The 17,433-nt window shown below is 71.4% G+C and carries 16 protein-coding genes; 10 read left to right on the top strand and 6 right to left on the bottom strand.

Going from position 1 to position 17,433, the window contains the following annotated elements; translation table 11 throughout:
- Nucleotides 1–41: 41 nt before the first annotated feature.
- Entirely contained in the window at nucleotides 42–398 is a 357-nt protein-coding gene (locus MRBLWH7_RS08990) for a hypothetical protein (RefSeq protein WP_342001334.1), read from the bottom strand.
- 132 nt (nucleotides 399–530) lie between these two features.
- On the opposite strand from MRBLWH7_RS08990, the gene MRBLWH7_RS08985 reads away from it, so the two are divergent.
- Both MRBLWH7_RS08985 and MRBLWH7_RS08980 read left to right on the top strand, forming a co-directional pair.
- Nucleotides 531–938: an ester cyclase gene (locus MRBLWH7_RS08985; RefSeq protein WP_342001331.1), complete on the top strand. Its 408-nt coding sequence runs from the start codon at nucleotides 531–533 to the stop codon at nucleotides 936–938.
- A gap of 43 nt (nucleotides 939–981) precedes the next feature.
- Nucleotides 982–1,404, top strand: coding sequence for a DUF1801 domain-containing protein (locus MRBLWH7_RS08980; RefSeq protein WP_342001329.1), 423 nt, complete (start codon nucleotides 982–984; stop codon nucleotides 1,402–1,404).
- On the opposite strand, the gene MRBLWH7_RS08975 is transcribed toward MRBLWH7_RS08980, so the two are convergent.
- The 4 genes from MRBLWH7_RS08975 to MRBLWH7_RS08960 form a co-directional block, all read right to left on the bottom strand.
- Nucleotides 1,401–1,787: a hypothetical protein gene (locus MRBLWH7_RS08975; RefSeq protein WP_342001327.1), complete on the bottom strand. Its 387-nt coding sequence runs from the start codon at nucleotides 1,785–1,787 to the stop codon at nucleotides 1,401–1,403. The genes MRBLWH7_RS08980 and MRBLWH7_RS08975 overlap by 4 nt on opposite strands.
- A 52-nt stretch (nucleotides 1,788–1,839) precedes the next feature.
- The gene (locus MRBLWH7_RS08970) at nucleotides 1,840–2,952 is read right to left on the bottom strand and encodes an alcohol dehydrogenase catalytic domain-containing protein (RefSeq protein WP_342001325.1); all 1,113 of its coding nucleotides are present in this window, start codon (nucleotides 2,950–2,952) and stop codon (nucleotides 1,840–1,842) included.
- Nucleotides 2,953–2,973: 21 nt separating this feature from the next.
- Nucleotides 2,974–5,694 carry a cation-translocating P-type ATPase gene (locus MRBLWH7_RS08965; RefSeq protein ID WP_342001323.1) on the bottom strand — a complete coding sequence of 907 codons (2,721 nt, stop codon included), beginning with the start codon at nucleotides 5,692–5,694 and terminating at the stop codon, nucleotides 2,974–2,976.
- 62 nt (nucleotides 5,695–5,756) lie between these two features.
- Complete coding sequence (locus MRBLWH7_RS08960; protein ID WP_342001321.1) at nucleotides 5,757–6,446, bottom strand: TetR family transcriptional regulator; 690 nt, start codon at nucleotides 6,444–6,446, stop codon at nucleotides 5,757–5,759.
- Between the two features lie 139 nt (nucleotides 6,447–6,585).
- Between MRBLWH7_RS08960 and MRBLWH7_RS08955 the strand changes: the two genes are divergently transcribed.
- The 7 genes from MRBLWH7_RS08955 to MRBLWH7_RS08925 all read left to right on the top strand — a co-directional run bounded on the left by MRBLWH7_RS08955 (nucleotide 6,586) and on the right by MRBLWH7_RS08925 (nucleotide 14,007).
- Entirely contained in the window at nucleotides 6,586–8,169 is a 1,584-nt protein-coding gene (locus MRBLWH7_RS08955; RefSeq protein WP_342001319.1) for an FAD-dependent oxidoreductase, read from the top strand.
- Nucleotides 8,170–8,342: 173 nt separating this feature from the next.
- The gene (sucC, locus tag MRBLWH7_RS08950; protein ID WP_342001317.1) at nucleotides 8,343–9,506 is read left to right on the top strand and encodes an ADP-forming succinate--CoA ligase subunit beta; all 1,164 of its coding nucleotides are present in this window, start codon (nucleotides 8,343–8,345) and stop codon (nucleotides 9,504–9,506) included.
- A gap of 32 nt (nucleotides 9,507–9,538) precedes the next feature.
- Nucleotides 9,539–10,441: a succinate--CoA ligase subunit alpha gene (sucD, locus tag MRBLWH7_RS08945; RefSeq protein ID WP_342001315.1), complete on the top strand. Its 903-nt coding sequence runs from the start codon at nucleotides 9,539–9,541 to the stop codon at nucleotides 10,439–10,441.
- Between the two features lie 176 nt (nucleotides 10,442–10,617).
- Nucleotides 10,618–11,058, top strand: coding sequence for a nitroreductase family deazaflavin-dependent oxidoreductase (locus tag MRBLWH7_RS08940; RefSeq protein ID WP_342001313.1), 441 nt, complete (start codon nucleotides 10,618–10,620; stop codon nucleotides 11,056–11,058).
- A 75-nt stretch (nucleotides 11,059–11,133) separates the two neighbouring features.
- Nucleotides 11,134–11,661, top strand: a complete 528-nt coding sequence (locus MRBLWH7_RS08935; protein WP_342001312.1) for a hypothetical protein — start codon at nucleotides 11,134–11,136, stop codon at nucleotides 11,659–11,661.
- On the top strand, nucleotides 11,658–13,226 hold the full coding sequence (locus MRBLWH7_RS08930) for a polysaccharide deacetylase family protein (RefSeq protein ID WP_342001311.1): 1,569 nt from the start codon (nucleotides 11,658–11,660) through the stop codon (nucleotides 13,224–13,226). Before MRBLWH7_RS08935 ends, MRBLWH7_RS08930 begins: the two co-directional genes overlap by 4 nt.
- 37 nt (nucleotides 13,227–13,263) lie before the next feature.
- On the top strand, nucleotides 13,264–14,007 hold the full coding sequence (locus MRBLWH7_RS08925) for an SUMF1/EgtB/PvdO family nonheme iron enzyme (protein ID WP_342001310.1): 744 nt from the start codon (nucleotides 13,264–13,266) through the stop codon (nucleotides 14,005–14,007).
- 165 nt (nucleotides 14,008–14,172) lie between these two features.
- On the opposite strand, the gene MRBLWH7_RS08920 is transcribed toward MRBLWH7_RS08925, so the two are convergent.
- A complete protein-coding gene (locus tag MRBLWH7_RS08920) occupies nucleotides 14,173–15,657 on the bottom strand; it encodes an NCS2 family permease (protein ID WP_342001308.1) in 1,485 nt (494 codons plus the stop codon).
- Nucleotides 15,658–15,784: 127 nt separating this feature from the next.
- On the opposite strand from MRBLWH7_RS08920, the gene MRBLWH7_RS08915 reads away from it, so the two are divergent.
- Nucleotides 15,785–17,407, top strand: coding sequence for a DUF6350 family protein (locus MRBLWH7_RS08915; RefSeq protein ID WP_342001306.1), 1,623 nt, complete (start codon nucleotides 15,785–15,787; stop codon nucleotides 17,405–17,407).
- Nucleotides 17,408–17,433 lie beyond the last annotated feature (26 nt).

The raw sequence follows: 17,433 nt of genomic DNA, 5'->3' as shown, positions 1-17,433 counted from the left end.
ACGGCATCTCAGCCGTCCGGGGTCGCGGGTGTTCCGTCGGGTCAGCTCTTGGTGGCTACACGCGTCGCCGTCGACTCGATCTTCTGGAAGGCGCGGTCACGGACCTTCGCCACCGCGGGGTCGTTCCAGACGTCCTTGGCGATCCCGCTGAGCTCGCGGAACCGACTCGCGCCGGCTTTCGTGCCGACCACGAACGCGACGGCGGCGGCCGCCAGTCCGAGCACAGCGGTCAGGATATAGGGCTTCGGCATGGTCATCATCCTCTGGTGGGTTTCGTCGGCGGGCGCGTCGTGGTCGTCGGTGGTGTCCGGCGGTTCCGGCGCGCCGCCCGATGCGGTGTCGGCGGCGGCGTTCTCGTCTGGCACGCCCTGGGTGTTGTGCTGGTCGAGGTCGGTCATGACGAGGACGCTATGACCACCGGGACCGCTCGGACTGGGGGTTGACGAATCGCGATGACAGTGCCACGCGCGTCGACGGGCGCGAGACCGGCGGCGCCATGGGTCGGTGCACGGGGTGCGGATAATGAGGGGGTGGAGCCCTGGGAGATGCGCGAGTGGCACGCCGAGTACCTCGACGCGTGCAACCGCCACGATCTCGACGCGATCCGCTCGTTCGTCGACCCTGCGGTGCGGCGCGCGCACCTCCCGGGCGGAGCGGACGCGTGGATCGCCGACCTGGCCGACCTCTTCGATGCGTTCCCCGACTGGCAGTGGCGTCGCATCCAGCTCGTCGCGGAAGAGGATCGCCTGGCCGCCCACGTCCGCGGCGGCGGGACGCACGTCGGGGCGTACCGCGGGCTCGCGCCCACCCGGCGTCACGTGAACGTGGCCGAGTTCGCGATGTACCGGGTGACGGGCGGACGCATCATCGAGTTCTCGGGGTCGGTCAGCCGGTTCGAGATCCTCGACCAACTGACCGGATCGTCGGCCTCCCGCTGATCGGCCCCTGTCCGGCGTCGGTGCACGCGGCCATAATGGCGGCGTGAGCGAGATCAAGACGCAGGCGACCGATGCCGACGTGACGGCCTTCCTCGATGCGGCGACACCGCAGCGGCGACGGGAGGACGGCCTGGCGCTCGCCGAGATCTTCCGCGAGGTGACCGGAGCCGAGCCCGTGATGTGGGGCCCTTCGATGGTCGGGTACGGCAGCTATCGGTACGTGTCCCCATCCGATCCCCGGCGCCGGGGCGAGTGGCCGAAGACCGCGTTCTCCCCGCGCAAAGCGCAGCTCTCCCTCTACGGGCTGAAGGACCTTCCCGCGGGGGCCGAGCTGCTGCCGGAGCTCGGAAAGTACACCGAGGGAGCGGGCTGCGTCTACGTGAAGAAGCTCGACGACATCGACCTCGACGTGCTGCGCCGGCTGATCGCCATCGCGTGGGGGCGCGGCGACGACCCCCTGCCCTAACCCGCGTCGTCGAGCGCGCGCCGCAGATACTTCGGCGCCTCCACGCGCCACGCCTCGGTCACCAGTTCGGCGAGGTGCTCTCGGTCGATGCCGGCCATGCGGAACGCGACCTTCGGCTCGCCCCACGGCGTGGTCGTGCGCAGGAACACACCGGGCTCCATCTCGACCAGGGCCAGCGCGTCGATCGGGTCGGCGACCTTCACACCGACGACGAGCTCGGACGCGATGATCGCCCGCATGTCGTCGGGGATGCTCGGCCAGGGGTGACACTCCCACGCGTAGAGCTTGCTGCGCACGAACCAGGCGGCGCCGCCCGTCGTCGCGCGCTCCTTCGTGCCCGGAAGCCCGGCCGCCGTGCGGCGCAGATCGTCGAGGGTGGCCACGCCGCGAGCCTACGTCGAACCTCCGACGCGGCGGCGGTCCGGCGTCGTCCGGTCAGAAGGCGATCAGCTGGCGCAGCTCGCCGCCCGCGGCGAGCCGATCCATGGCCGCGTCGAGTCCGTCGAGGCCGATACGGGAGGAGACGAGTCGCTCGAGCGGCAGGCGGCCCGAGCGCCACAGGTCGACGTACCGAGGGATGTCGCGGCTCGGCACCGCCGAGCCGAGGTAGCTGCCCACGATGGTGCGGGCCTCGGCGGTCAGCAGCAGCGGAGACACGCGCGCGTGCGCGTCGGGCGCCGGCAGCCCTACCGTGACGGTGGTGCCACCCGGAGCCGTGAGGGCGAGCGCGGTCTCGAACGCGCGCGCGGCGCCGGCCGCCTCCACGACGACCGTGGCACGGATGCCGCGGTCCAACGCTTCCCCGGGAGTCAGCGCCGCGCTCGCCCCGCACGCGAGGGCGGCCGCGAGCTTCGCGGGCACGGTGTCGACGCCGATCACCTGGTGGCCCAGCGCGACGGCGACCAGAAGCGCCGCCATGCCGACGCCGCCGAGGCCGACCACCACGACGCGGTCGCTCGCCGCCGGCCGCCCGGCGTTGACGACGGCGCCGCCGCCGGTGAGCACCGCGCACCCGAGCAGAGCGGCGATCTCGGGCGGCACGTCGGCGTCGACCGGCACGACCGACGCCCGGCTGACCACGGAATGCGTGGCGAACGCCGACACGCCGAGATGGTGGTGCACCTCCTGCGGCTCGCCTCCGTGGTCCCGATGGAGACGGATGCCGCCGCCGAGCAGCGTGCCCGCCGCATTGGCCGCCGAACCCGGGGTGCACGGCAGCCGCCCTTCCGTGAGGCATCCGTCGCATTCGCCGCAACGCGGCAGGAAGGTCATCACGACCCGATCGCCCACGGCGACGTCGTCGACGCCGTCGCCGAGCCGCTCGACGATGCCCGCGGCCTCGTGGCCCAACAGCATCGGGACGGGCCGCACCCGATTGCCGTCGACGACGCTGAGATCGGAATGGCACACCCCCGCGGATTCGATGCGCACGAGCAGCTCATCAGGCCCGGGCGGGTCAAGTTCGAGCTCGCCCACCGTGAACGGGTGCGTGCGCGCGAACGGGGGCTGCGCGCCCGAGACTTCGAGCACGGCTCCGGTGATCCTCATGCGACCTCCTCGGCCCGTACGTCAGGCCTGCGCGGCGCGGCGGCGGAGTCGTGCCCGGCGGATCCACTTCTCGAGCTCGATCAGCACGGGCACGAGCAGCGCGAGGCCGAGCGCGATCAGCCACTCGTTGCCCGAGAGGCTCGTCGTGCCGACGAGGCGCTGCATGAACGGCACCTCGACCGCGACGACCGTGAGGGCCAGCGGGATCGACAGCCACTTCACCGCGTCGATGATTGGGGCGGCGAGACCCGACTCGGGGTCGCGCCGCATGACGAGCCCGCCGAAGATCGAGCCGAGCGCGCAGACCACGAAGGCCATCGTGACCGGCACGTTGGGCTCGGTCGAGCTGAGCAGGTCGGGGTAGATGAGCAGCGGCACGAGCGTGGTGATGAAGATGAGACCGCCGTAGACGAACCAGAGCGTGACCGCGGCCGCGTTGGCGATGGTCTTCTTCGGGTCGCGTGGCGGCTTCAGCATGATGCCGTCGGGGACGGGGTCGAGGAGGATCACGATGACCGGGAAGATGGCGATGAAGAAGTTCAGGAACAGCACCATGATGGGCGTGAGCGGCACGCCGTCGTTGATGTCGAAGATGCTCGCCACGAGGAACAGCAGCACGAGCGAGAAGAGCTGCGACATCTGGAACCGGACGTAGCTGACGATCTTCTCGTAGATCGAGCGGCCGAGACGTACCGCGGTCACGAGGGTGCCGAAGTTGTCGTCGACGAGGATCATCTTCCCCGCCTGCTTCGTGACGTCGCTGCCGGAGCCCATCGCGACGCCGATGTCGGCCTGCTTGAGCGCGGCGGCGTCGTTCACGGCGTCGCCGGTCATCGCGACGACCGCACCCTGCTCCTGCATGAGACGGGCCAGACGCAGCTTGTCTTCCGGGGTGACACGGCCGAACATGTGCAGGCGCGGCAGCGCCGCCTTCACCTCGTCGTCGCTCATCGCCTGGATCTCGGCGCCGCTCGCGGCGCCCTCGCCGAGGCCGAGCTTCGCGCCGATCGCCGCGGCGGTGATCGCGTGGTCGCCCGTGATCATGCGGACCTCGATGCCGGCCTCGCGCGCGATGCGCACGGCCTCCTTCGAGGACGGCCGCAGCGGGTCGATGATGCCGACGAGGCCGACGAACGTGAGATCGGAGACTGCCGCCATGGGGTCGTCGGCGACAGGCGCATCGGGGGCGAAGCGGCGGAACGCGAACGCGAGGACGCGAAGGCCCTGCTCCGAGAGCGAGCGGTTCGCCTCGAGGATCGCGTCGCGGCGGTCGGCGATGGGCACGACGCCCTCCATTGTCGCGACCGAGCTGCAGCGGTCGAGCACCACGTCGGGTCCGCCCTTGACGTAGCCCACGACGGTCTCGACGCCCTCCACCGGGATCTCGTGGAAGGTGCCCATGAACTTGTAGGCCGAGTCGAACGGCACCTCCGCGATGCGCGGGAACTTCGCCCTGGTGAGTTCCGCGTCGGCGCCCAGCTTGGCGGCGAGCACGACGAGCGCGGCCTCGGTCGGGTCGCCGATCACGGCGCCGTCGTCGGAGACGGTCGCGTCGCTGCAGAGGGTGAGTCCGAGCGCGAGCTGGTGGAACTGCGGCACGGGCAGGCCCGCCACATGGCGCACCTCGCCGGACTTCTCGTAGCCGGAGCCCGCGACGGTGAACCACTCGCCGCGGTAGTACAGCGACTCGACCGTCATCTCGTTCATCGTGAGCGTGCCGGTCTTGTCGGAGTTGATGGCGCTCGTCGCGCCCAGCGTCTCGACATCCGTCAGGTTCTTGACGACGGCCTTGTGCTCGGCGAGCTGGCGAGAGCCGTACGAGAGCATCGCCTGCACGAACGAGGGCATGCCGGTCGGGATCGCCGAGATCGCCATCGAGATGCCGAGCAGGATCACCGACGTGATCTCCTGGCCGCGCAGCAGGCCCGTGATGATGATGATCGCCACCGCGCCCCACGCGATCCAGCCGAGCACGCCGGTGAGGGAGTCGAGCTCGCGCTGCAGCGGCGACTTGGCCGGCTTGACCGCCGAGAGCATCGAGGCGATCTGGCCCATCTGCGTCTGCATGCCGGTGTCGGTGATGACCACCGTCGCCGTCCCTCGCGTCACCTGGGTGTTCTGGAAGACCATGTCGGTGCGGTCGCCGAGGGTCGTCTCGGGGTCGGTGAGGGTGCCGGCGTCCTTCGGGATCGGTGCGCTCTCACCCGTGAGAGCCGCCTCCTGCGTCTCGAGCGTCGCCGAGCGCACGATGCGCCCGTCGGCCGGCACGATGTCGCCGGCCTCGAGGGCGACGATGTCGCCCGGCACGAGGGTCGTCGCGTCGACCTGCAAGAGCGACCCGTCGCGGACGACCTTGGCCTGGGGGATCTGCATCTTGGCGAGGGCGTCGACGGATGCCTTCGCCTTGAGCTCCTGCCGGGTGCCGAGCACGATGTTCAGCACCACCAGCGCGCCGACGAGGATGCCGACGCTCACCTGGTTGATGAAGAGGCTGATGATCGCGACGGCGACCAGCATGACGTTCATGGGATCGGCGAGCTGCTGCAACGCGACCTGCAGCGTCGACGGCGGCTTCTCGGCCGCGATCGAGTTGGGGCCGTGCTCGGCGAGCCGCTGTGCGGCGTCGGCGGCCGTCAGCCCGCGGTCGCGGTCGCTGCGGAGCGCGGTGACCACGGTGTCTGGATCCTGCGTGTACCAGGGGGCGTTCCCTGCCGTTCCGGGCGAGCTGTCCACGGTGCTCATGGCTCGAACATACCGTCGCACCACGGCGCTGCGACGAGGAATTCCGCCGACGCGCCGCGGATTCAGCCGTCGAGTCGCTCGCGCAGCCGGCGGGCCACTTCGGCGGTCGGCATCGCACGCGGGAACACGGCCACGACGACCTGCTCGGCGGCGGGATCCGCCTCGCTGTCGGGGAGTACTCCGAAGCGGCGACGGGCGTCGTCGAGGGCCGTGCGGAGGACCGAGACGGGCACCTTCTTCGGGCCGCGGATGAGCCGGCGCAGCACGTGGTTGTGGATCGCGGTGATGAGAGCCGAGAACCCGACAGCGTCCAGCGGGTCGAGACCGGGCAGGGACGCGCGCAGATACTCGTCGAAGAGGCGCTCGTACCGGAACACCGTCACGATCTCGCGATCGCGCAGTGCCGGCACGCCTCGGACGACCCCGTAGCGCCGCCGGGCGAGCTCGGGGTCCGCCGCGAAGTGCGCGTACACGAAGACGGATGCCTCGCACACGGCCGCCCACGGATCGCGGTGCGGCTGCGCCAGGAACTCGCGCAGGCGCTCGAGCAGCAGCTCGTGGTCGGTGAACACGACGTCGTCCTTGCCGCCGAACTGCCGGAAGAACGTCGAGCGCGATACGCCGGCCGCCTGGGCGATCTGCTCCACCGAGGTCTGATCGAACCCCTGCTCGGCGAACAGTTCGAGCGCGGCGGCGACCACGGCCGCGCGGGAGGCGGCCTGGTTGGCGGAGGCGGCAGCGGTGTCGGACATCTCGGGGAGAGCCTAATGCGCGCGCTGCGGCCGGCGCGGGCATGCCTGCGCGCGCCGCGGCGCCGGTTTCGCCCGGGCGGCTCGGTCGGCCACTGTCAACCCCGTCGCCGTGTGTGCGGCACCGGAGTTCACTGTGGTCATGACGCCGATCTGGAAGAGAGACGCCCCAGAGGTCGTGGGCACCCCGTTCGCGTCCGGCCGCCGGCGTGACGTCGTGGTCGTCGGAGCGGGCCTGACGGGCCTGTCGACCGCGCTGCTCCTCACCCGCCGGGGCATGGACGTCGCCGTGGTGGAGGCGGGGGAGGTGGGAGGGCTCGCCTCGGGAGCCAACACCGGCAAGCTGTCGCTCCTGCAGGGTGCGGTGCTCTCGAGCCTGCGCCGGCACCACTCGGCGCGGCTGGTGCGCGCGTACGTCGAGTCCAACCAGGACGGTGCGCAGTGGCTCACAGGAATCGCCGACGAGCTCGGTGTGCCCTACTCGCGCCGCGCGGCGTACTCGTACGCGCAGACGCCGGAAGGCGTCGCGTGCATCGAAGCCGAGCTGAACGCGTCCGTCGAGGCCGGGCTCCCGGTGCGGCGGGTCGAACCCGACCAGCTCGCGCAGTCGCCGTTCGACATGGTCGACGCGGTGGCGCTCGACCGCCAGGTCGCGATCGATCCGCAGCGTCTCCTCATCGCCCTCGCCCAGGCGCTGCTGCGCGAGGGAGGCACGCTGCACACGGGCGTGCGCGTCACGCGCGTCCACGCCGTGCCATGGTCCGGAATCGAGACGACGAGAGGATTCCTCGCGGCGAACCACGTCGTGCTCGCCACGGCGACCCCGATCACCGACCGGGGCCTCTACTTCGCCAAGGTGCGCGGGCTGCGCTCGTCGTGCGTGGCGTTCGCGACAGACGGACCCCTCCCCGAAGGGCTCTACATCTCGGTCGACGGCGAGACCAAGTCGGTGCGCTCGATCACTCCCGAAGACGGCCCCGCCGAGGTCGCGCAGCTGATCGTGGGCGGCAACGGCTTCCCTGTCGGCCGCGCGGCCTCCCCGCTCGCGAGCGTGGAGGGCCTCGTGTCGTGGGCGCAGTACCACTTCCCGGGCGCCGAACCCGTCGCCTCGTGGTCGGCGCAGGACTACGCATCGCACGACCTCATCCCCTTCGTCGGTGCGATGCCGCGCGCGCTCGGTCGCATCCGGTTCGCCACCGGCTACGCGAAGTGGGGGCTGTCGAACGCGCCGGCTGCGGCGCTGCGGCTGACGGCGGAGATCTGCAGGGTGCCACGCCGCGATCGCCCGGAGTGGATGAACGTCATCTCCACGCGGTTCACAGTGCCCGCCGATCTCGCCCGCGGCGGGGTGGAGAACCTGCGGGTCGGGTGGGAGGCGGCATCGGGATGGATCGGCGCTCAGGGCGTGCCCACCCCGGTGCCCCGCCCGGCCGAGGGGGAGGGTGTCGTCGCCAACCGGGCCGGTCAGCCGGTGGGGATCTCGACGGTCGACGGGCGCACGTGCGCCGTGAGCGCCGTCTGCACCCACCTCGGCGGTGTGCTGCGGTGGAACGACGCCGAACTCACGTGGGACTGCCCGCTCCACGCGTCGCGGTTCACGGCAGAGGGGTCGCGCATCGAGGGGCCGGCCCTCCGAGACCTCCCGCGCCTTCCCCGCGTTCCCGGCGAGGAGCTCGAGGACGACCCCGCCGAAGTCCGGACGCCGCAGGCCACGACCGCGCGGTGACCGCGGGCGTGGGATCGCAGCATCCGTTCAGCTCTTCGGAACGCCGCGGCGCGTCGCTGCGGTCAGAACCGGACGATGACCGGTAGTAGGCTGGGGGACTGGTCGATATCTCGACGTCGAGACGCTTTCCGCGTCGTCCCCACCCCCATTCGCCACCTGCGAAGGAAATCACTGTGGATCTGTACGAGTACCAGGCACGAGACCTTTTCGAGAAGTACGAGGTGCCGGTGCTCGCCGGCATCGTCGCGGACACGCCGGAGGAGGTGCGTGCCGCAGCCGAGAAGATCGGCGGTGTCGTCGTCGTCAAGGCCCAGGTCAAGACCGGCGGTCGCGGCAAGGCCGGCGGCGTGAAGGTCGCCAAGACGCCCGATGAGGCCTACGAGGCCGCTCAGGCCATCCTCGGCCTCGACATCAAGGGTCACGTCGTCAAGCGCGTCATGGTCGCGCAGGGTGCCCGCATCGACAAGGAGTACTACTTCTCGGTGCTGCTCGACCGTGCGAACCGCTCGTACCTGTCGCTGTGCAGCGTCGAGGGCGGCATGGAGATCGAGGAGCTCGCCGTCGAGCGCCCCGAGGCCCTCGCGCGCATCGACGTCAACCCCGGAACGGGCATCGACAAGGCGAAGGCGGTGGAGATCGCGGAGGCCGCCGGCTTCTCGGCCGACCTGGTCGACAAGGTGAGCGACGTCTTCGTCAAGCTCTACAACGTGTACAAGGGCGAGGACGCGACGCTCGTCGAGGTCAACCCGCTCGTGCTCACCGAGGAGGGCGACGTCATCGCCCTCGACGGCAAGGTCTCGCTCGACGAGAACGCCGACTTCCGTCACGCCGGTCACGCGCTGCTCGAAGACAAGGACGCCGCCGACCCGCTCGAGGCGAAGGCCAAGGCCAACGACCTCAACTACGTCAAGCTCGACGGCGAGGTCGGCGTCATCGGCAACGGCGCGGGCCTCGTGATGTCGACGCTCGACGTCGTCGCGTACGCCGGTGAGAACCACGGCGGCGTGAAGCCCGCCAACTTCCTCGACATCGGCGGCGGCGCCTCGGCGGAGGTCATGGCGGCGGGCCTCGACGTCATCCTGGGCGACCCGCAGGTCAAGAGCGTGTTCGTCAACGTGTTCGGCGGCATCACCGCGTGCGACGCGGTCGCCAAGGGCATCGTCGGCGCGCTCGCCGAGCTCGGTTCGTCGGCTTCGAAGCCGCTGGTCGTGCGCCTCGACGGCAACAAGGTCGAGGAGGGCCGGGCGATCCTGCGCGACGCCAACCACCCGCTCGTGACCCTGGCCGAGACGATGGACGAGGGCGCCGACAAGGCCGCCGAGCTCGCCCACGCCTGATCTGAGAATCCGAAAGAACGAGGAACAGAGAAATGTCGATCTTCCTGAACAAGGATTCCAAGGTCATCGTCCAGGGCATCACCGGCGGCGAGGGCACCAAGCACACCGCGCTCATGCTCAAGGCCGGCACGCAGGTCGTCGGCGGCGTGAACGCCCGCAAGGCCGGCACCACCGTGCTGCACACCGACGCCGACGGCAACCCCGTCGAGCTCCCTGTCTTCGCCTCGGTGCAGGAGGCCATCGACGCCACCGGTGCTGACGTCTCGATCGCCTTCGTGCCGCCCGCGTTCACCAAGAGCGCCATGGTCGAGGCCATCGACGCCGAGATCCCCCTCCTTGTCGTGATCACCGAGGGCGTGCCCGTCGGCGACACCGCCGAGGCATGGGCCTACGCGCAGTCGAAGGGCAACAAGACCCGCATCATCGGCCCGAACTGCCCCGGCATCATCACGCCCGGCGAGTCGTTGGTCGGCATCACGCCCGCCAACATCACCGGCAAGGGGCCGATCGGTCTCGTGTCGAAGTCGGGCACCCTGACGTACCAGATGATGTACGAACTGCGCGAGATCGGCTTCTCGTCCGCGATCGGCATCGGCGGCGACCCGATCATCGGCACGACGCACATCGACGCGCTGGCAGCGTTCGAGGCCGACCCCGAGACCAAGGCGATCGTCATGATCGGCGAGATCGGCGGCGACGCCGAGGAGCGTGCGGCCGACTTCATCAAGGCGAACGTGACCAAGCCGGTCGTCGGCTACGTCGCGGGCTTCACCGCGCCCGAGGGCAAGACCATGGGTCACGCCGGTGCCATCGTGTCGGGCTCCGCGGGCACCGCGCAGGCCAAGAAGGAGGCCCTCGAGGCCGCCGGCGTCAAGGTCGGCAAGACGCCGTCCGAGACCGCTTCGCTCATGCGCGAGATCATCGAGAGCCTCTGACCTCACCGGCTCGAGAAAGGGGGACGGATGCTGCGGCCCAGGGCCGCGGCATCCGTCCCCCCGTCGTTTCCTCCGCTGACGGCAGGAGGTCGAGGCGTCCGCCGGAGCCTGCGGGATCGCCGGACGACGAATCGAACGCGGCCCGAACGGGGTTTCCGCCGCCATACGCTGGTGGCATGCCGCTGACCGGAGAGTACAAGCCGTCCACGTCCGACTGGGCCCGCAGACAAGCCGAGGCGTTCGAGGCGTCGAACGGCGAGAAGGCGAACACCCTGCGCGGCGTGCCGATCATCGTGCTGACCACCGTCGGCGCCAAGTCCGGAGCCCTGCGCAAGACGGCGCTCATGCGCGTCGAGCACGAGGGCCGCTACGCCGTCGTCGCGTCGAAGGGCGGCGCGCCGGACGAGCCCAGGTGGGCCGAGAACATGCGGCGGCAGCCCCACGTCGAGCTGCAGGACGCCGATGCGAAGCAGGACTACACCGCGCGCGAGCTGTCGGGCGACGAGCGCATCGAGTGGTGGGCGCGGGCTGCGGAGGTCTGGCCCGACTACGACAACTACCAGAAGCGCACCGACCGCCAGATCGCGATCTTCCTGCTCGAGCCGCGCGAGGACTGATCTCGCGAAACTCAGGCGTTCCTGAGCGACCCGGGCATGCCCCGCTCCTAGACTCGGCCCCGTCAGGGGGTGTCCGTGTCGGGGGACGCACGCGTCGGATCCACCGCACGGCGGTGGGAGATCGCGCTCGCCTGCGCGGCCGCTGCCGTCGTACTCGCGGCGGTCACCATCGCCGCGATCGTCGCCGTTCCGCCGACGATCGCGAATCTCTCGAGCGAGGTGTCGGACGGGAGCGCTCCGACCGATCTGGGGGGCGGCTCGGTCGTCGTGCCCGCCGACTGGGTCGTGACGCGCGACTCGGCGGATGCGATCACGGTGCGAACGCCCGACGGCGCGCTGCGCGCGAGGCTCGAGTCGGTCGACGAGAAACCCGGCGACGTCGTCGCCGACGCCGGCGTGGGCGCTTCGCGTTCGGAACTGCTCGCGTCCGGCCTGACCGCGGTCCATGTCGATCTCGACGACGGTGGAGTCGTCGCAGGAGTGGGGGAGCCGGATGCCGCGCCCAGCGTGCGCGTCGTCGTGCAGGTGCACCCCGCCGAGGGCGATGAGCCGGCGGAGTACCGCACCGCCATCGGCGATCTGCTGGAAGGCATCCGGCGATGAAGGCCCGGTGGGCGACGGCCGCGCTGGCCGCCGCGGTCCTCGCACTGTCGGCGTGCGCGCCCGCGTCCCGCGAGGGATGGGAACCCCCGGCCCGGGCGCCGGAGGTCGTGCACGCGACCGATCCGGTCCCTGAGATCTCGGCGACCGCCGACGGGCCGCTCGGGGCGGGTATCGTGCCGCTGCGCGTGCGCAACGACGCGGTCGGCATCCAGGCACGCGTCGCGCTGCTCCCCGCCGGCGCCGCCACCGACCCGTTCAACGCCCAGGTGGAGCAGTTCGTCCGCGGCGCGATCGCAGACCGCGTGGTCGCGTCGGGGACGGCGTTCGTACCCACTCCTTCGCCCGTGGGTTCCGGGCTCGGGGATCGCCGTTGTGCCGCCGGCAGCACGCGGCTCCCGGCTGCCGAGCTCCTGGCCGATGCCGCTTTCGGTCCGGCGGGCGGCGCGGGGACGGCCGTGGTCTGCGGCATCGTCGCCGCGGGCGGGTCGATCGTGGGGGAGCGCATCCGCGTGGTCAGCGGCGACCAGGCCGGTGTCCACTCCGACGCCATCACGACGCTGTATACCGACGTCGCGACCGGCGAGACGGTGACGGCCGACGGCCTCTGGGCCGAGGGCGCGGCGGCCGCGCTCGGCGCACACATCGTCGACGCGTTGCGCCGCGATGCGGGCGCGCTCAGTCAGCGCCCGGTGGTGGTCGGCGACGACGCACAGCTGGCGACGATCCGGGACGCGCTGGCGACGACCGTCCCCTCGGAGGATGGGTTCGTCATCACCCTTGCGCCGGGTTTCACCGCGCCCGATCTCACCGGGCTCGGCGCGCCGCCGACCACGGAGCCCCTCGAGATCGTCGTTCCCACCGATGTCGCGGCCGGCCTCGTCTCCTCGCTCGGCGCGCGCGTGCTGGCCTCGTCGGGGCAGCCCTACCGCGGGCCCGTCGCGGCGCCGGCGGGAGCGCGCGCCGTGGACTGCGCACTCGTGCCGTGCGTCGCGCTGACCTACGACGACGGCCCGTCCGCCTACACGGCCGGAATCCTCGACGAGCTCGCGTCCCGCGACGCGGCGGCGACGTTCTTCGCGATGGGCCAGAACGCGCAGGGCTTCGCCGAGACCCTTGCCCGCATGACCAGGGACGGCCACGAGCTCGAGGGCCACACGTGGAACCACCCGCATCTTCCGCAGCTGACCGACGCCCAGATCACCGCCCAGATCGTCGATTCCACGCGGGCGCTCGAGGCTGTCTCTGGCCAGGACATCACCGCGTTCCGTCCGCCGTACGGCGAGTTCGGTCCGCGGGTGCTCGCCGCTGCCGGCATGCCCGCGATCCTGTGGGACATCGACACCCTCGACTGGCAGGGACCCACCGACGACGTGCTCATCGCGCGGGCCGTCGAGCAGCCGCGCGCCGGGTCGATCATCCTCCAGCACGACACCCAGGCACCCACCGCCCGTACGGCCGGAGCCGTCCTCGACGGGCTCCTCGACCGGGGGTTCCAGCTCGTCACCGTGCGACAGCTGTTCGGCGGAGAGATGCCCGCCTCCGGCTCTTGGCGTCGCGCTCCCTGACCGTCACCACCTTTCCGCGCCGTGGGATACTTCCGCGGTGACCGACATCGAACTCGCCCGCATCGCCGGCGGAACGGTCACCCTGCACGACGCACGTCGCAAGGCGCGCTGGAGCACCGAGCTCGAGCCTTTCGAGATCGGGGTCTACGCCGTCACCCAGGAGCAGCTCGCCGAGCTTCTCGGCGAGCCCGCGTCGCACCCGCGCCGGCCAGCGACCGACGTCAGCTGGCTGCGCGCGATCCGGTTCTGCAACGCCGCGTCGGAGTGGGAGGGCCTCGATCCCGCGTACTCGTTCGACGGCGAGGACGTCACGTGGCACGTCGACGCCGACGGCTTCCGGCTTCCCACCGAAGCCGAGTGGGAGCACGCCTGCCGTGCCGGCTCGACCGGCCCTCACTACGGCCCGCTCGCCGAGGTCGCGTGGACGAGCGCCGACGGCGTGACGGCTCCGCAGAACGTCGGCGGCAAACTGCCCAACCTCAACGGCCTCTTCGACACCCTCGGCAACGCGTGGGAGTGGACGTGGGACCTGCTCGACCCCGCCCGCTACGCCGACTACCGCGTCTTCCGCGGCGGCGGGTTCGCCGACGACGCCTGGAGCGTCCGCGCCTCGACACGGCGCGGTGGCGCCCCGCGCATGCACCACGACGACGTCGGCTTCCGCGTCGCGCGCGGAGGGTTCGACGGAACGGATGCTGCGCAGGGCTGGTCCGCCCGCGCCGACAGGGAGCGCGCCGCCGGCGACGGCCCGACACCCCCGGGTTGGACCCCGCTGCGCTGACCCCACTCCATCCCCCTGGGGTTTGGGGCGCACCCCGTCCGCTCGGGGCGCGTCCCGCGCGCCCCAAGCGGACGCCGCGCGCCCCAGACCCGGGCACCCACGTCCCGCGAAACGCCGCAGGGGACGAATACCGCGGCGCGCAGCATCCGTCCCCTCCGATGTGACCTAGCCGAGCAGGGTCTCGAGCGGTCCGCGCGCGAAGTACAGCACGAAGCCCGCGGCGACGATCCAGAGCAGCGGGCTGATCTCGCGCGCCTTGCCCGACAGCGACCGGACGACGACCCACGAGATGAAGCCCGCGCCGATGCCGTTCGCGATCGAGTAGGTGAGCGGCATGACCGTGACGGCGAGGAACACCGGAAGCAGGACCGAGAAGTCCGAGAAGTCGATGAAGCGGATCTGCGACATCATCAGCGCGCCGACGATGACCAGAGCCGATGCCGCGACCTCGGTGGGCACGATGGACACGAGCGGCGTGAAGAACATCGCGACGAGGAACAGGCCACCGGTCACGACGTTGGCGAGGCCGGTGCGGGCGCCCTCGCCGATGCCGGCGCCGGACTCGATGAACACCGTGTTCGACGAGCTGGACGTGAAACCACCCGCGACCGCGCCGACACCCTCGACGATGAGCGCCGACCTGATGCGCGGGAAATCGCCCCTCTCGTCGGCCAGGCCGGCCTCCTTCGACAGACCGGTCATCGTGCCCATGGCGTCGAAGAAGTTCGTGAAGACGAGCGTGAAGACGAGCATGAGCGCGGCGAGCACGCCGATGCGCTCGAACGATCCGAACGACACCTGGCCGACGAGCGACAGGTCGGGGACGCTGACCAGCGATGACGGCAGCTCGGGGACCGACAACCCCCAACCTCCGGGGTCGACCTCGTCGCCGTCGAACTTCGGGCCGATGTTCCAGATCGCCTCGACGATCACCGCCACCATGGTGCCCGTGACGAGGCCGATGAGGATGCCGCCCTTGACCTTGCGGGCGACCAGGATGCCGGTGAGCAGCAGCGTGAAGACGAAGATGAGCGTCGGCACCGTCGCGACGGAGCCGTTCACGCCGAGCCCCACCGGGGGAGAGGACGCACCCGTCGCGGTGACGAAGCCGGCGTCGACGAAGCCGATGAACGCGATGAAGAGTCCGATGCCGACCGTGATGGCGAGCTTCAGCTGGATCGGCACGGCGTCGAAGATCATGCGGCGCAGGCCCGTGGCGGCCAGCAGGACGATGATCAGACCGTTGATGACGACGAGGCCCATCGCCTCGGGCCACGTGACCTGCCCGACGACCGACACCGCGAGGAACGAGTTGATGCCGAGGCCCGCCGCGAACGCGAAGGGCAGGCGGGTCACGAGACCGAACAGCAGCGTCATCACGCCGGCGGTCAGTGCGGTGGTCGCGGCGACCTGCGTGAACCCGAGGGTGGCGCCCGCGACATCCGTGCCACTGGACAGGATGATGGGGTTCAGGATGACGATGTACGCCATCGTCACGAAGGTGACGACACCGCCGCGGATCTCGGCGGGGATGGTCGATCCGCGCTTGGTGATCTCGAAGAACCGGTCGACGCCGTTCTTCGGCTCCGGGGGCTCGGTGTCGGGAATTTCGGCGGGGGCATTGGGCGCCGTGGACTCGGCTGTACTCATGTGGGGGGACCTCCGAGGTGAAACGTTAGTCGCTCCCTCCCAACCTGAGGATTCGCTGGACGGATGCCTCGACCGCGCGCGCGGGCGCCGCCCCCGAGCCGGTGCGCCGAAGTAGGGTCGATGGCGCATGCATCGCCTCATCGTCGCCCTTCTCGCCTCCATCGACGCCGTCATCGCGGCGGCCGTCGGTCTTGCCGTGACCCTCGCTCCGCTCACCCTGCTGTGGGTGTTCGGATTCGGCGGCGGAGCGGACTGGGGTGTGCTGTGGCCGGCGGCCGTGTCGGTCTGGCAGCTCGGCAATCTCGTGCCGCTCGCCATCACGCTGCCGCCCGACTACCTCGCTGCGACGGGGATCGATGCGGGCGCAGCATCCTTCGTCCTGTCCCTGGCCCCGCTCGCGTTCGCCGGGTTCACGGTCATCTTCGCCGCCCGCTCGGGGACCCGCGCCTCGCACGCCGACGCGTGGCTCACCGGTGTGCTCACCTCGAGTGCCGTGTTCGCCGTGCTGACCACCGGCGCCGCGCTGACCGGGGCGAACGACGTCGCGCGCGCCGAGCAATGGCAGGCGATCCTCGTTCCGACGCTGCTGTTCGCCGTTCCCGCCGTCGTCGCCGCCGCGGTCACGGAGTGGTCCGAGGCCGGCTCCGGCGCGATCGCCCGCCTGCGCGACCGCGTCGAGGCCGCGCCGCACGGCTGGGGGGAGGTGCCCGCGCTCGTCGCGCGCGGGACGGCCGTCGTCGTGGTCGGACTGGTCGGCATCGGCGCCGCAGTGGCTGCCGTCGCCCTGTTCGCTCGCGCGGGGCAGATCGTCGCGCTGTTCCAGGCCGGAGACGTCGACCCGCTCGGCGCCACCGTCATCACGCTCGCGCAGCTCGCCTACGTGCCCACCCTCGCGGTGTGGGGGATGAGCTTCGCCGCCGGACCCGGCTTCGCCGTCGGCACCGGGACCTCGGTCTCGCCCGCCGGCACGCAGGTCGGCGTCATCCCGGGCCTGCCGGCGCTGGGCGCCGTGCCCGAATCGACGACGTCGTGGCTGCTCCTGCTCGCCCTGCTGCCCATCGCCCTCGGCGGGCTCGCCGGGTGGATCGCGCGTTCGCGGCTCCTGCACGCGGGGGGAGGTTCCCGCGAACGGATGCCGCATCCCGCGCCCTCGGCCGGTCCGGCGTCGTCGCGGTTCGATGCCGGGAAGACGGCGGCGCTCAGCGGGCTGCTGTCGGGGGCGGCTCCGGCGGAGCCCGCCACGGTGGCGCCTCTCGACCGCCACGTCGATGTCCCCGAGGATCCGATCGCGGCACGTCTTGTCGTGACCGCGGGCATCGCGCTGCTCTCGGGGGGCGCGGCAGCGCTGCTCGCGTGGGCGGCATCCGGCTCGCTCGGACCCGGGCGGCTCGCCGAGTTCGGGCCCGATGCGGGGCCCGTCGCGCTGGCGGTCGGGCTCGAGGTGCTGCTCGGCGCCGCGATCCTGCTGCTGTCGCCGCGATCCGCCGGCGGGCGCTCGGCCACGGAGCACTCCGCGCCGACGCCGGCCGCGGTCGAACCGGTCCCGCAGGACGAGGACCCGCACCCCGAACCCCCGGAGGCGGCCGCGTTCGCTGCGGTCGCCGCGTTCACCGCCCGGAGAGGCGGCGCGGTGCCGGGGGGCGACGCAGGGGCGCAGCATCCGTCCCCTCCTGTCACATCGGAGGCGACGACCGAACCGATCGACCTGCCCCGGTCGGCGACGCCCGGGGAGAGCGCTGGGTGGGAGTGACGCCGCCCGGCGCGAGGGAAGGTTCC

Origin of the sequence: Microbacterium sp. LWH7-1.2, from assembly GCF_038397755.1 — a bacterium.
Lineage (GTDB): Bacteria > Actinomycetota > Actinomycetes > Actinomycetales > Microbacteriaceae > Microbacterium.
The sequence above is the reverse complement of the archived record's forward strand: the minus strand, read 5'-3'. Positions and strand labels throughout refer to the sequence as shown.

Bases quoted from the DNA above. Each gene is read 5' to 3' on its own strand.
- MRBLWH7_RS08930 (WP_342001311.1), top strand. From the start codon at position 11,658: ATGAAGGCCCGGTGGGCGACGGCCGCGCTGGCCGCCGCGGTCCTCGCA.
- MRBLWH7_RS08955 (WP_342001319.1), top strand. From the start codon at position 6,586: ATGACGCCGATCTGGAAGAGAGACGCCCCAGAGGTCGTGGGCACCCCG.
- MRBLWH7_RS08915 (WP_342001306.1), top strand. From the start codon at position 15,785: ATGCATCGCCTCATCGTCGCCCTTCTCGCCTCCATCGACGCCGTCATC.
- MRBLWH7_RS08965 (WP_342001323.1), bottom strand. From the start codon at position 5,694: ATGAGCACCGTGGACAGCTCGCCCGGAACGGCAGGGAACGCCCCCTGG.
- sucD (WP_342001315.1), top strand. From the start codon at position 9,539: ATGTCGATCTTCCTGAACAAGGATTCCAAGGTCATCGTCCAGGGCATC.
- MRBLWH7_RS08940 (WP_342001313.1), top strand. From the start codon at position 10,618: ATGCCGCTGACCGGAGAGTACAAGCCGTCCACGTCCGACTGGGCCCGC.
- MRBLWH7_RS08920 (WP_342001308.1), bottom strand. From the start codon at position 15,657: ATGAGTACAGCCGAGTCCACGGCGCCCAATGCCCCCGCCGAAATTCCC.
- MRBLWH7_RS08970 (WP_342001325.1), bottom strand. From the start codon at position 2,952: ATGAGGATCACCGGAGCCGTGCTCGAAGTCTCGGGCGCGCAGCCCCCG.
- MRBLWH7_RS08960 (WP_342001321.1), bottom strand. From the start codon at position 6,446: ATGTCCGACACCGCTGCCGCCTCCGCCAACCAGGCCGCCTCCCGCGCG.
- MRBLWH7_RS08990 (WP_342001334.1), bottom strand. From the start codon at position 398: ATGACCGACCTCGACCAGCACAACACCCAGGGCGTGCCAGACGAGAAC.